The sequence below is a fragment of the Bifidobacterium sp. LCP19S3_E9 genome (assembly GCF_052121135.1).
GTDB classification, from domain to species: Bacteria; Actinomycetota; Actinomycetes; order Actinomycetales; family Bifidobacteriaceae; genus Bifidobacterium; species Bifidobacterium thermacidophilum.
Genome location: NZ_JBQKEV010000001.1, coordinates 83839 through 98629 on the forward strand (window position 1 = coordinate 83839; position 14791 = coordinate 98629).

Genomic DNA, 14791 nt, shown 5'->3' on the forward strand with positions numbered 1-14791 from the left:
CGGCGTGCCCGAACACCCGGCATGTCGCCGTGGAATCCGACACATCCGGGGACCTCACGCTATCATGGTCAATCGTGATACTTGACCGACATAACCGCATCAATATTGGAGAGATGAAAGCGCGGCTGGGCGATTTGAAACTCGGCGAACAGTTTCCCGCGGAGGAGATTACCGAATTCATCGACCTCATGCAGGTATATGAAGGCGCGATGTACGAAATCAGCACCAAGCTGGAAATCCTTGACAGCGAATTCCAAGTGCGATTCGCCCACAATCCGATCCATCATATGGAACGGCGATTGAAATCGGTGGATTCCATCCTCGGCAAATTGCAACGCAAATCACTGCCAATCAACACCCGGTCAATCAAAGACAACCTGTTCGATGTCGCCGGTATCCGCGTGATTTGCAACTACCGCGATGACGTGTACTCGGTTTCGAACTACCTGTCGGCGCAATCGGATATCCAGGTGCTGCGCGTCAAGGATTACATCAAGAACCCCAAGCAGAATGGCTATCGCAGTCTCCACGTGATTTACGCCGTGCCGGTATTCCTGTCCTCCGGGGCACATTACACGCCGGTCGAAGTGCAGTTCCGCACCATCGCGATGGATTACTGGGCGAGCCTTGAACACCAGTTGCGTTATAAATCCGATCTGCCCGACGCCAAACTCGCCGAACATTCGCAAACCCTGCTCGATTGCGCGCGTAGTCTGCAGAACATCGAAGCGCAAATGCAGGGCATTCACCGCGATATCACCGGAGCCCCACGTGTTGAGGAGGCTCCGCAGGCCTGACCTCTCGCGTCTTGCGCAGAATCCCGAAACATCTGGTGCACCCCGCTTGCCGACAAGGCGCACCAGATGTTCTTTCCCGGCGCAGAATGTCAATACCATCGTGGGGGCGCCGGACCCCTGGGCCTCAAGGCCTTGAGACCCCAAATATCCTAGAATCCCAGCGCAGGTCTGGTCAGTCCTTGTTCAAAGAAGCGGAATTCATGCTCCGACGAAACGAGCGCCGCATGCATCATATGCTCATATTCGTCAATCGATGCTTCGGCGGCCAGCCGGTCGCAGATCTGCACCTCGCGCAGCGTGCTCTCGGTGAATTCCGGGTCGGAGTACATGCGGATCCACTCGCCGAAGGGATGCGTGTCGACATCAATATGCTTGTTGCGCACCTGCTCGCGCATTTCCTTGCCCATCGCGGCGTACAGCCAGAAACACGGCATGACCACGGCGGCGAGCCGCGCATACGAACCGCTGTCAGCGACCCGATGCTCGTGTCCGATATAGGCTGCCGTCACTTCGGAACGGGAAACCGGCGACGGGTCGAATCCGTGCTTGACGAACCAGTCGTGGTGGAACATCACTTCAGAATCCACGCCACCGGACGCCGCCTGCGCGAAGAACACCCGCTCGTCCAGCCGGTCGGCGCGCGAGGAGGCAAGGGCGAGCAGCGATGTGTAATCCGTCAGATAGATATCGTCCTGATGCAGGTAGAACGCGAAGTCCTCCAATGACAGCGTGGCGTCCACCATGCTGGTGATGAAGCGCATGCCGTGAATCCGCTCGCGGATCGGCCGCACGCGGTTCCAATAGTCGGCGCTGAACCGCATACCGGTTGGCGCATGCCTCCACGTGAAATCGACAGGACCATGCCCTTTGCCGACATGCAGCCGGTCGGCGGCGGCAATCGCCCCGTTCATCCATGTCTTCGCGCGGCGAGCCGCCTGCTCCCACGTGTCGCATTGCGGGCGCAGCGCGGCGAGCGTGCTCGACAGGGTGTCCCCCGTACCGTGGACGTTGTGGGTGCGCACCGCACGGCCTTCGATACGCGTGGTGCGCACCTCGCCCTGCCCGTCGGACGGTTCGGCGAGGATGTCAGTGCTTGACGCGCCACCGGCGAGCGCGAGCGCACCGCCTTTGGCGTATACGGCGACGCCATAGCGCTTGCATACCTCGTGTGCCATGGATTCCAGCGTGTCGATATCCGCGGCCGGCTGGTCGGCGTCGGCGAGTGCGGCGAGTTCCGGCACATTCGGCGTGATGATGTCGGCCATGGGGATGATGTTGCGCAGGACCTGTTCGGCTTGCGGGGTGAGCAGGGCGTCACCGGATTTCGCGTACATGACCGGGTCGAGGACGACTACCGGTTTGGCGATGCCCTCGTCACAGTAATGCTGCTCCAATGCGGTCAGCCACCCTTTGACCGCTTCGACGAGTTCGGGGGTACCGAGCATACCGATTTTCATCGAGTCGATGATTGCGTCGTCGCTGACCGCATTGAGCTGTGTGACAAGGAAGTCCGGCTCCATGTTCACGATGCTGGTCACGCCCTGAGTGTTCTGTGCGAGGACGCTGGTCATGGCCGCATACCCGAACACTCCTTGTGCGGTGAACGCTTTCATGTCCGCCATAGTTCCGGCGCCGCCGATCGGGTCTGAGCCTTCGATGGACAGGACTCTCAGCCGGGATGGCGCGTCTGCTGCACACTCCCCCGCGGCCTCCAATTGCGCGAGCACCGCCATGGCACCGCTGGCATGTGGGGTTTCATTTGATTGCTGGTATTGTGGCTCACTCATGCCGGACATCCCTTCGCTAGTGCTGACTAGATCAGGTTCAACGGGTGTGTTCTCAGCCTGTCGGCACCCCGTGTCACCGGCAATCCACCATAGCCGACCCCACGGTCAATGCCGCCCTGCACACGTCCGCTCGGTTCGGATATGCTGGAATCATGCAAGAGAATGAGAAACGGCACCGTATCGTCGGCAGCTCGTTGTTGCTGCTGACATCCCTGATCTGGGGATTCGCCTTCGTCAGCCAAGTGCAGGGCATGCAATCGGTTTCCCCGATGTTCTTCAATGCGATCCGATTCACCTTGGGCGCTGTGTCGCTGGTGCCCGTGCTTGTCGTGATGTCAAGGATTCAGGCGGGGCGCGCGGCAACGCGGCAGTCCCCGAACGCCAGCCGCGGCACACTTGCGGTATGGTCTGCGGTGTGCGGGCTGATTTTGTGGGCCGGCGCCACCTCGCAGCAATACGGGGTCCAATTGAGCATGTCCGCCGGGCATTCCGGATTCGTGACCGCCTTGTATATCGTGCTGGTTCCTGTGCTAGGTTTCCTGTTCCTGCATCGGCGGATCCACATGCTCACCGTACTGGCGATTATTGTGTCGATAGTCGGGTTCTATCTGCTGTGCGTCACCGACTCCATCCGCACCATCAGTGTGGGCGATCTGGTGCTGCTGGCGAGCGCGGTGTTGTATGCCACGCATATTCTCGTCATTGATCGGGTGGGCGGCAGGCTCAATCCGATTGCATTGTCGCTTGGCCAGTATCTGGTGGTATCGCTGCTCAGCTGGGTGTCGACATTGGTGTTGCACCAGGTGGATTGGCAAGGTGCGTTGGCCTGTGCGGGCGCGCTCGCGTACGCGGGCATCATGTCGGTGGGCGTCGCGTATACGCTCCAGGTGGTTGGGCAACGGGTTGTCCCGCCTTCGCAGGCGTCGATGATTATGTCGTTGGAATCGTTCTTCTCAGCTGTCGGCGGAGCGCTGATTTTGCATGAGACGATGTCGGGACGCGGATATGTGGGCTGTGCCATGATTTTCCTCGGCACGATTCTCGCCCAGATTGATCCGGAACATCTGATCAGACGATTTTCTCCAGATGATTCCCAGCAAAAGACCATAGAATAATCGCAAGAAAGGAGCAATCATGACCTACGATCAGCAGCCCCAGAATCCTTCACCTCAACACATCCAATACCAGGCCGACGGACAGGGGCAGCCGCAGTATGGCCAGCCGACCGCGCAGCCACAGGCCGTCTACTATCAGTCCCCTGCCGGCGCCGGCGCGAGCGCAGGATATGCAGCCCCAGCTTCGGCCATTCCCGCCCAGGTCGCGTCAGTCACCGAACATGCGGAACGGACCTCAATGATCCGTGCCTACGCCGAAATGACTGCCGGTCTCGCGGTAACAGCCGTGGTGGCGGTGCTCACCCAGACCTTTGGACTGCTCAACAGCTTCCTGGCGGCCACCGGCAGTCTAGGATGGATTGGTCTGATGCTCGTGCAGATTGTCATGGCCATCGCCATTGGCAATCGTGCGATGAATCTCAAGGCGGGGGCCGCACGCGTGCTGTTCTACCTGTATGCCGCGTTGATGGGCTTCACGTTGAGCTCGATTTTCATGATTTACGACATTGGCTCGATTGGAACGGTTCTTGCGCTGTGCACCGGGTTCTTCTTCGTGCTGACCATGCTGTCGCTGACCATGCGTTCCAGTCTGTTGAAAGCCGGTCCCATTCTTCTGGCAGCGCTCATCACTTTGATTGTCGGCGAATTCTTCATCATGCTCGTCGCTCCGGGTTCGACCGGAATCATGGTGATTTCCGCGATCGGCGTGCTCATCTTCGCCGGGCTGACCATGTACGATGCGCAGAAAACCCGTGTCCTGTTCGCGCAGTATGCCGGACAGCCTGAAGCAATCAAGAGCCTGTCAATCGTATGCGCGTTGAATCTGTATCTTGATTTCGTGAATATGTTCCTGTATCTGCTGCGTCTGTTCGGCAGCCGCGACTAAGGATTGCCGTGCTGTGCGGTGCATACGTCGCACAGCACGTGTGATGATCGCATTCGGGCCCGGTCCCCTCATCAGGGACCGGGCCCGAATCATAGTCACGTGTGCATGCGTCAGCGCGTCGAGACGAAGGTCGGGAACACCTCGTCGATCACCGCCGCCCCTTTCTCCTGAGCGGACTGCGCATAATCGAAACGCAACGTGAGAATCGATTGCTGGGTGACGATCTCCTTCACGTATGTGATGGTGCCGTTCTCCGCATAACTGCACACCATGATGTCGCCGGACAGCAGATGGTAGGACACGCTGTGGCCGGAAGCGCAGGCGGAGTATTCGCTCGAAACCGTAGCACCAGTCGTATTCGATGCGCCGGAGACCTTGATGGTCATGCCGATTGAATCGTCGGTGAAGGTTCGTGTCGCGCCGTTATCGGTTTCCTCATGCCAGACGTAGCCGTCGGGGATGGACACCCGGTACCCCATCGCATCATTCGTGTACACGCCCGCCGGAGACGGTGTGGCGGCTGCGGATGGCGATGACGACGAAGCCGATGACGATGCCGATGCCCCAGCCGACGAGGATGCAGGCGCTGAGGCGCTAGCCGTAGCGCTCGCCGTTGGTTGGGTCGCCGATGTGCCATGATGGCGTGTCAGCGCGAACACGATACCCGCGCACACCAACAGCGCGACAACGACCACGATGATAATCGCGGTGCGCGCCGAGGTCGCGGTTTTGCCTGCTGCTGGCGATTCCGCCGAACGTGCGGCCTTGACACGGCTGCTTGCCGCATTCCGGTTTGTCTGCGGTGCTTCGCCGTTGGGCCGGTAGGCGGGCTGATTCGCGTCGGCGGGGATGGCGACGGTCGCTTCATTGCCGCCGGTGGGCTCCTCGGCGACAGGAAGCTGCCCGGTGGTGTCGGCTTCGTCAGATGGCAACGGCTCTTCCGCGCGCGCCTCTCCCTCGCCGGATTGCTCGAATGCAAACGGGAACTCATTCGTGGACTCGTAGATCGCCGCGGTGTGTTCCGTCATTTCAGCCGGTGGGATATTGTACGGCAACGGGCCGGTTTCCGTACCGATGGCATCGCGATCGATGACCTGGGTCGGTTCGTCGCTGCCAGACTCCTGTGCGTCGGGCGCCTGTGTGTCGGAGTATGGGACATCAGACGACGCATCGAATGACGGTGCATCGGATGGGGTTTCAACCCGCTCATCCGATGTCAGGTCATCATCCGGTTGCGCGGGTTGCGCGGCTGACACCTGTTCGATTGACGGGTGTTGCGCCGAAACGGGCGAAGAGGATTCCTCATCGTCTGGCGTATGACCGCTGGACGGGGAGATCTCCTTCCAATCCTGCGCGGTTTGCGCGGTTTCTATGGTTGCTGCGGCTTGCGGTTGGGGTTGTTCAGTCGTCCTGGAAGCCTTCGAGCTTTCCACCGCTTCCGGCTGCTCCGGTTGTTCCGTAATTTCCGGTTGTTCCGTGGCTTGCGATTGCTCCAAGACTTCCGCGGTGTCGGAGTTTCCCGCAAGGTCCGGGGTCTGTACGGTTTGTGGCTTTGTGCCCGCCTCACTCTGTGCAGTCGGCTCCTCCCCGCCTTCCGTATTGTCATCGTTCAAGTCCTGAACGGTATTCGGGGTATCACCCGTGCCGGGTATGTCGTTGCCGCCGGAAGCATCGGCTTCATCGGTGTGATTGGTGTGCTCGGCATCTGATACATCGTCGGCCGCGTTGTCAGCCTCGTCTGGGAATTGCGCAACCGGCTGACGGTCGGATTGCTGTTGCGACGACGTTGCGGATTGCCCTTCGGCATTGTCGGTGTTCAGACTCCAGATTCCTTCCGGCAGCGACGGGATTCCCCACGTGTCCGACGCCCAATCGAGCGCGAAATGGTAGTCCTTCTTCGCGGTTTCGGTCTGTGCAGGCTCCGCAGCCGACGTATCGGCTTCCCCTAAGACGGACAACCCCTGCCCCGCGCGGTCTGACGATTGGCCATTTTCGCGTGCATCCCCTTGAGCGTTCCCCGAAGCGACGTCCGAATGCACTCCATCAACTGTTCCGATTGCACTCTGTGCAGCACCCGGACGCGTTTTGGCGTGTGGAATGACCGAATGGGCGGACGCGGCGAGCGCGGCGAGATCAGCCGACCCGTTGATGGCTGCCATCTGCGCCTGCTGGATGTATTCGCGCCGCGAAATCGGGCGCGTAGGTTGTTCCTGGGCGTCATACGACGACGCAGGCCGCATGCGGCGCGGAATCGCCTGCGTCGGTGTGTCGGATCCACGAGGGTCCGGACCTTCGAGCGTACCACCGCAATTCATGCAGATATCCCCGTCGTAAAAGACCTCAGAACCGCAATGCGGGCAATATCGTATGACGCTCATCTGCTCAATGTCCCTCCGCAACCATCATCGTCAATCGCTTCCAACCCTAGCCCATGCCGTGCCTTTGGACGCCACGGAATCTGAAGTCGGCACAGATTCGCCGCACACCGCCGCGGGCGACCTGGCGAAAGCGGGATTCGGGGGCTCAGCCGCGCATACGGTATTGCTTCCAGATATCAGCCAAGCTGGTGCCGTCACTGCGTTTCCACACGTTGAGCCCTTGGCTGCCGCCGCCTACCGCGCGGGCGGCCGCGGTCGGCGTGGTGTACTCCGTGCCGTTTTCCAGACGCATTGTGCCTTGCGGTGTGATTTCCGCTTTCCACAGTTCGCCTTTGCGTGGCCGTTTCCATTCCAGCTGTTCGCCTGCGGTCAGCAGCCCGGCGCGCAATACCGCGGCGATGGTTACCCGGCGTGAAGTCCTCACTCGTGCCGCGTCAGGTTCATCGGCCACATGCTGATCGGGCTGTGTGGACGCCGGCAGGATTTCCTGATGGTCATACGGAATCCCCCAGTACTGGGCGATGAGCTCGACTGTCTCCTGCTGCCGACCGGCAAGCGTCTGCGGCGTGCAGGTGACGATGTCTTCCAGTTGGCGGGTCAGTGGGAAACGTTTGGACGCGCTCATGGTGAGCATCCGGTCGCGGCGTTCGCGGAAGGATGTCACATGTTCCAATTTCGTGTTGTTCGTTTGGCTCAGCGCCATATTGCCCAGCCGGTCCGACCAGTACTCCAAGTCGGCTTGGGTCCATCCGTCCTCCAACTGATCTTTGCCCGTCGGCTCGGGCATGATCCGCACGGCTTGCAGGCTGCGCGGGCGGACGATGGCGAAACCGTTGCTCTGCTCGTTCGCACGGATAAGCAGCAGGCGCGGCAACGATGGGTCGTTGGGCATTTCTCCGCGCAAGCGGATCAGCGCGCGGCGGGCAGAAGACTGGTCGATGGTCAGGCCAGGCACGGCGGTCGGCGCCATGCCTTTGTCCAGATCGCGGACAGTTGTCGCGGCACGGCGACGACGGTCGAGTGATGTGGCCCGATTGAGGCAGTCCACTCCCCAGGCGCGTTCGGTCGCCCGCAGGATCTGCAGCAGACGGTCCACGTCGTGCAGTTCGAGCGCGGTCTCGTTGTCGGCACCGCCACGAGGCTTCGCATGTGCTGACGATGAGCGGAACACGACGGCGTCACTGTCTCCCAGATTGCGAATGGAATGAACCAATGCCCACATCACGATTGGTTTCCAGTCATCATCCGGATAATCACGCAACGCGACAATCGCCGCAATGACATCCGCGGGCAGTAGCGTATCCGTCGGCCGTTCCAGCACACGCCATGCGCGCACGTACGGCGACAGGATGTCATCGATAAAATCGGGAACCGACGTGTTACCTTTGTCCCCGCCGTTGATGCATGGGTCAAGCACGTCTTGCAGGAACTGGTCGATCAGGCGTGAGCATTCCACTTTCCGGGAGACAATCAGATGGAGATCCCTGAAGAAACTCTCGCAGGATACTGGGTCGTCTCCGAGCGGATCCATAATGTCGTCCCAACGCGCGGCGTACAAATCGCGTCGTGGCTCGTCAATCGCGGCGACGGCCTTCGCTTTGAACACGTCGGACACCGTCAACGGCATGCCGCGCATGTTCATCACGTCGAATACGCGATGGGCGCCTTGCAAATCATCCGTGGAGACGATGACCAGCGTCACCATGTTGACCATGTAAGAGGCCAGCGTTCGCCGCTCTTCAGGTTTCATACCGGCTAACGCGTCATAGGCGGCTTGCGCGTTGTCGTGGATGTTGCGCTGCGCGTTCGTTTCCATATCCATATCGCGCAGGTCGAACAGGGATTCGAGATTGCCTTCCTGCACGTAGGATGCGAAGAATGAGGCGTCCCGTTCGCGCAGTGTGAGTCTGGGGGCGGTGTCGATATGCCGTAGCCGGTCGCCCGGATCGATGATGAGATTCGTCAGATCGCGTGAAAGAGCCGGGTCGTCTTCGAGTTCGCGCATGGCGGCGATGATGATGGTCAGGGAGACCAGGCGCTGCTGGCCGTCGATTACCTCGTATGCGTTGCCCTCGTCGTGGACGAGGATGAGCGAACCGAGGAAGTACGGGGTGTTCGGGGTCTGGGATGCTGAACGGATATCGTCGAGCAGCTGAAGCACGTTGCCCGGACGCCAGGAATATGCCCGTTGGAATGATGGGATGGACAGACGATAATCCGATGTGAATACTCTGCCCAGCGGCTCTTCCGACGCGCTGATTGCCATGGTGCCTCCCCTTGCCGCGCTTGTGCGGCGTTGTCTCTTGTTGCGATTCTACGCCATCCCTCAGGTGGCGGAAAACCTGTGAAAGCGCGACGGGCCGCGGCCAGCCGCCATGAGGCGGCAAGGTCGCGGCCCGTCTGGAATCCGTGCGACTCAGGCCCGCTTGCCGGCCATGAGGTTACGCAACACGTATTGCAGGATGCCGCCGTTGCGGTAGTAATCCGCTTCACCGGGAGTGTCGATGCGTACGGTCGCATCGAACTCAATCTTGGTGCCGTCGCCCTTGGTGGCGGTCACGTGGACGGTGTGTGGGATTTCACCGGTGTTGAGCTGGTCGATGCCTTCGATGTCGAAGGTTTCTGTGCCGTTCAAGCCCAGTGATTCCGCGGATTCGCCTTCAGGGAACTGCAGTGGAAGCACACCCATGCCGATCAGGTTGGAGCGGTGGATGCGCTCGAAGCTGCGGGTGATGACCGCACGTACACCGAGCATGACCGTGCCCTTGGCAGCCCAGTCGCGGGACGAACCGGTGCCGTATTCCTTGCCGGCGAGCACGACGAGCGGCACGCCCGCCTTGCGGTAGTCGAGCGAGGCGTCGAAGATTGTGGACGGCTTGCCGGTCAGGAAATCATACGTGTATCCGCCAGGGGTGACTTCTTCGCCAACGGAAGCGAGCAGCTGGTTGCGCAGGCGGATGTTGCCGAAGGTGCCGCGCACCATGACCTCATGATTGCCGCGGCGGGAACCGTAGGAGTTGAAGTTCTTCGGTTCGACGCCGTGCTCGACCAGGTATTTGCCTGCCGGGCTGGACGCCTTGAACGCACCTGCCGGGGAGATGTGGTCGGTGGTCACCGAGTCGCCGAGCAACGCCAGCACGCGAGCGCCGTGGATATCCTCGACCGGGGCAGGCGTGGCGCCCATGCCGTCGAAGAAGGTCTGCCGACGCACATAGGTGGAATCAGGATCCCAGGAGAACAGTTCGCCCTTCGGCACGTCGAGGCCCTGCCAGCGGGAATCGCCATCGAAGACGCTCGCATAATCCTTGACGAACATCTCACGGGAGACGGTCTCGTCGACCACGCGCTGGACGTCCTCGTTGCTCGGCCAGATGTCACGAAGGAACACGTCGTTGCCGTCCGCGTCCTGGCCCAGCGGCTGGGTTTCGAAGTCGAAGTCCATGGTGCCGGCGAGCGCGTAGGCGATCACCAGCGGCGGGGAGGCAAGGTAGTTCATCTTGACGTCCGGGCTGATGCGGCCTTCAAAGTTGCGGTTGCCGGACAGCACGGCGGTGACGGTCAGGTCGTTGTCGTTGATGGCCTTGGAGATTTCGGGCAGCAGAGGGCCGGAGTTGCCGATGCAGGTGGCGCAACCGAAGCCGACGAGCTGATAGCCCAGAGCGTCGAGGTCGTCCTGGAGACCGGCTTTCTTGAGGTAATCGGCCACGACTTGGGAGCCTGGGGCGAGGGAGGTCTTGACCCACGGCTTGGGCTTGAGGCCTTTGGCGTGGGCATTGCGCGCGATCAGGCCGGCGGCGATCATGACCGACGGGTTCGATGTGTTGGTGCAGCTGGTGATGGAGGCGATGGCGACATCGCCGTTCTTCACGTCGAAATCGCCACGGAAGTCGGTGCTCACCGGGATCGGCTGCTGCGCGGTCTTGTCGGTTTCATACGCGGGCAGCGTGTCTTCGAAGGTCTGCTTCGCGGTGGCGAGGGTGATGCGGTCTTGCGGGCGCTTCGGGCCGGCGATGCTCGGTACGACAGTACCCAGGTCGAGCTCCATGTACTCCGAGTACTGCGGCTCGACATACTGCGGATCCTTGGTGTCGCCCCACAGGCGGTTCGCCTTCGCGTAGGCTTTGACGAGTTCGACCTGTTCCTCGCTGCGGCCAGTCAAACGCAGATAGTCAAGCGTCACGTCATCGATCGGGAAGATACCGCAGGTGGAGCCGAATTCGGGGCTCATATTGCCGATGGTCGCACGGTTGGCGAGCGGAACGGAGGCGACGCCCTCACCGTAGAATTCAACGAACTTGCCGACCACGCCGTGCTCGCGGAGCATGTCGGTGATGGTGAGTACCACGTCGGTCGCGGTGACGCCTTCGGGGATGGAGCCGGTGAGCTTGAACCCGACCACGCGCGGCACGAGCATGGAGATGGGCTGGCCGAGCATCGCGGCTTCGGCTTCGATGCCGCCGACGCCCCAGCCGAGTACGCCGAGGCCGTTGACAGTGGTGGTGTGCGAATCCGTGCCTACGCAGGAGTCGAGATAGGCGAGCTTGCGGCCATCGCCAAGACCGGAATCCTTGCTCATCACGACTTTGGCGAGGTATTCGATGTTCACCTGGTGGATGATGCCGGTCCCCGGCGGCACCACGCGGAAGTTCCTGAACGCCTGCTGGCCCCAGCGCAGGAACTGGTAGCGTTCCCCGTTGCGCTGGTATTCGATATCCATGTTCTGCTGCAGCGCGTCGGCAACGCCGTACTTGTCAATCTGCACGGAGTGGTCGATGATCATGTCGGCAGGCACCTGCGGGTTGATGACCTCGGGGTCGCCGCCCAGTTCCTTGACCGCGTCACGCATGGTGGCCAGATCGACGATGCAGGGCACACCGGTGAAATCCTGCATGACCACGCGCGACGGGGTGAACTGGATTTCATGGCTCGGCTCAGCCTGCGGATCCCAGTCGAGCAGCGCCTTGACATGCTCGTCGGTGATGTTTTTGCCGTCGATGTTGCGCACGAGGTTCTCGACAAGCACCTTGAGCGAGTATGGCAGATGCTCGATACCGGGCAGATCCGCGATGTTGACGTAGTCGAATGTGGTGTCGCCCACGGTCAGCGTGGACAGTTGACTGTCTTTGAATGACATGCTACCTCCGAGCCGGCGAATGCCAGATGGTTGAATTCGGTATGGATGCCGATTGATGTTATTCCTGTATTGTATCGTGATGTGGTTTCAGCTCTGGCGTGTCTGCCTGTTATGTGAGACAATGCGCGCGAGCAGGCGGCTTGCCAGCTGGCAGAGCATGAATATCGCAACGGATGCGAGCAGCGCGACGAGAAGCACAACCAGCGCGCTCCCCTGCGGCAGATGCAGCGCAAAGAAGTCGGCGACCGGCGGGATGCACAGGCCGATGACCCCTGCGGCCGCGAAGACCGCGACAAGAACCCCTCGCCAGGAAGCCAGTGGCCTTGCCACAAGGGCGAGCACCAGCACTCCGAGCGTGAAGACGATCATCGCGCAGCAGGAACGTTGCAATGCGAGGTCCGCCGGTACGGACAGGTTCCATCCAAGCACGCCCGGCATCGCAGCTTCGGCGATCAACACGGACAACCCCACCGCGATGCCGCCGGGCAGCGCGAAGCGCACGACACGCCCCAAAAATCCGGGGATGTAACGTCTCGTATTGGGGGCGAGCGCGAGAATGAACGCGGGCATGCCGATGGTCAGGGCGCCGATATACGAGATATGCCGCGGCAGGTACGGGAAAGGCATCGCCAGCAGGACGACGCCGAGGGAAATGAGCGCGGAGTAGACGGTTTTGGTAAGGAACAGGCTCGCGACCCGCTCCATATTGGCCATGACCTGGCGGCCGCGTGCCACGACGTCAGGCAAATGGGAGAATTTCGAGTCGACCAGTACGAGTTCGGCGACCGCCTTCGTGGCGGGCGCGGCATTGCCCATCGCGACCCCGAGATCGGCTTCTTTGAGCGCCAACGTGTCGTTGACGCCGTCGCCGGTCATCGCGACCACATGCCGTGAGGCGTGCAGCGCCTTGACGATGGTCTGCTTTTGTTCAGGCAGCACGCGACCGACCACGTCAATGCCTTCCAGCGCGCGAGACAGTTCGTCGATGTCCTGAGGCAGGTCGTGAGCGTCAACGGCTACCGGCTCACGCTCACCGGTCAGTTTCACCTTCGCGGCAATCGCACGCACGGTAGTCGGGTTGTCGCCGGAGATGACGCGGCAACGCACCCCTTGGTCGCGGAACCAGCGCAGGGTCGCCTCGGCGTCTGCCCTAATACGTTCACTACACAGCAGCAGGGCAGCCGGCCAAGCATCAGACGGCAGAACCGGGTTGTCCGCGAACATGGTGGGACTCTGGCCTTGTACAAGTTGCGCGCGAGCGATCAGGAGCACACGATGGCCTTGAGCGGCTTCGGTTTGGACGCGTTGGAGCACCGGGGCGAACAGCGCTTCTGTTGCCGACGCGTCTCTGCCCGCCTGCCGTGCGGCGTCAGCGAACCCGCGCGCGAGGACTTCCGGCGCACCCATAACCCATACGCTGCGGTCGTCGCGCACGATAGCGCTCCACTTGCGAGCGGACGAGAAGGGTACGCGCGCGGCGACCGTCCCCTGGTGCACGCCTTGTGCGGCGAACAGTTCCATGGCCGCCCGGCCGGTGGCGTTCGGATTCTCCTCGTTGCACAGGTCGTAGGTGGCTTGCACGGCGTCATCATGACCCAGACCCGCATGCCCCCAATCGTCGGCCGTTGCGGGAACCAGCGCGTCGGCCTCGATGCCCCCGTCGGTGATGGTCCCGGTCTTGTCCAGATTCAGGCAGTCCACACGGGCGAGCGTTTCCACGGATTCGAGATCCTGCACGAGCGTGTTGTGCCGTGCCAGACGCATGGCTGCGATGGCGAAGTTGAGCGAAGTGAGCAATACCAAGCCTTCGGGAATCATGCCAACGACGCCAGCCACCGCCGAGACGACCGCCTGACGCCATGCCCCGGTTGCGATCGCATTGCCGAGCCCGCCGACCGTATGCAACTGCGACCAGATCAGCAGAATGCACAACGGCACCACCACGAAGGACATGACCCGCAGAATCGTATTGATACCACGACTCAGATCGGACAGGTTATGTTTGTAGACTTTCGCCTGCGCGGTGAGCCCCGCCGCGTAGCTGTGCTCGCCGACCGCCTCGACTTGCGCGAGCGCCATGCCGGAGACCGCGGTGGACCCGGAATAGATAGCATCGCCTTCCTTCTTGCGCACCGTACGGGATTCGCCGGTGAGCATGGACTCGTCAAGCTCAAGCCCCCACGTGTGCAGAATCTTGGCATCGGCCGGCACCTGCTCTCCCGCGCGGACCCACACCAAATCCCCCAGCACGATATCCGCCGGTGCGATCTCGAGATCCTTGCCGCCACGACGGACAAGCACCGGCGAGGCGACCAGGATCGACAGGCGGTCGAGCGTCACCTTCGCCCGCAATTCGGTGACGATGCCGATGCCGGTGTTGATGATGATGACCAGCCCGAACACCGCGTCCTTCCACGACCCGGTGAGCAGCACGACCACCATCGCGGTGAGAATAATCGCGTTGAACAGGGTGAACACGTTCGCGCGGATGATCGAGCCCACCGAGCGGGACGTACTCTCGTCCGTACGGTTGGTCTGGCCTTGTTCCACACGGGTCTGCACGGCGTCATCGTCAAGACCGTGCTCGTCCACATGCGGCATGCCCACGCTTGCAACCTTCCCCTGAGTCGCCGCCATACCAGCCTCCTTCATATCCGCCGAGTCCGCATCCCACGTCTTGGCACCACCGCGTTC

8 protein-coding genes and 1 riboswitch are annotated in these 14791 nt (G+C 61.4%); of the genes, 3 read left to right on the forward strand and 5 right to left on the reverse strand.

The window, feature by feature from the left end:
• Positions 1-113: 113 nt before the first annotated feature.
• Positions 114-797: a GTP pyrophosphokinase gene (locus ACTQYB_RS00335; protein WP_015450243.1), complete on the forward strand. Its 684-nt coding sequence runs from the start codon at positions 114-116 to the stop codon at positions 795-797.
• Between the two features lie 149 nt (positions 798-946).
• Here ACTQYB_RS00335 and thiD read toward each other — a convergent pair whose 3' ends face one another.
• Positions 947-2584 (reverse strand): bifunctional hydroxymethylpyrimidine kinase/phosphomethylpyrimidine kinase, encoded by a 1638-nt coding sequence (thiD, locus tag ACTQYB_RS00340; protein ID WP_441481658.1) that lies wholly within the window; start codon positions 2582-2584, stop codon positions 947-949.
• Positions 2576-2665: riboswitch (TPP riboswitch) on the reverse strand. Its footprint overlaps the gene before it by 9 nt.
• Before the next feature lie 71 nt (positions 2666-2736).
• Between thiD and ACTQYB_RS00345 the strand changes: the two genes are divergently transcribed.
• Positions 2737-3699, forward strand: a complete 963-nt coding sequence (locus ACTQYB_RS00345; RefSeq protein ID WP_321046586.1) for a DMT family transporter — start codon at positions 2737-2739, stop codon at positions 3697-3699.
• A 19-nt stretch (positions 3700-3718) separates the two neighbouring features.
• Complete coding sequence (locus ACTQYB_RS00350) at positions 3719-4585, forward strand: Bax inhibitor-1/YccA family protein (protein ID WP_033505263.1); 867 nt, start codon at positions 3719-3721, stop codon at positions 4583-4585.
• Between the two features lie 110 nt (positions 4586-4695).
• Here ACTQYB_RS00350 and ACTQYB_RS00355 read toward each other — a convergent pair whose 3' ends face one another.
• From ACTQYB_RS00355 to ACTQYB_RS00370, 4 genes are all read right to left on the reverse strand, one after another.
• Entirely contained in the window at positions 4696-6963 is a 2268-nt protein-coding gene (locus tag ACTQYB_RS00355) for a hypothetical protein (protein WP_441481657.1), read from the reverse strand.
• A gap of 145 nt (positions 6964-7108) precedes the next feature.
• On the reverse strand, positions 7109-9229 hold the full coding sequence (locus tag ACTQYB_RS00360) for a GmrSD restriction endonuclease domain-containing protein (RefSeq protein WP_441481656.1): 2121 nt from the start codon (positions 9227-9229) through the stop codon (positions 7109-7111).
• Between the two features lie 150 nt (positions 9230-9379).
• On the reverse strand, positions 9380-12097 hold the full coding sequence (acnA, locus tag ACTQYB_RS00365; RefSeq protein WP_441481655.1) for an aconitate hydratase AcnA: 2718 nt from the start codon (positions 12095-12097) through the stop codon (positions 9380-9382).
• 87 nt (positions 12098-12184) lie between these two features.
• Positions 12185-14734 carry an HAD-IC family P-type ATPase gene (locus ACTQYB_RS00370; protein ID WP_441481654.1) on the reverse strand — a complete coding sequence of 850 codons (2550 nt, stop codon included), beginning with the start codon at positions 14732-14734 and terminating at the stop codon, positions 12185-12187.
• Positions 14735-14791 lie beyond the last annotated feature (57 nt).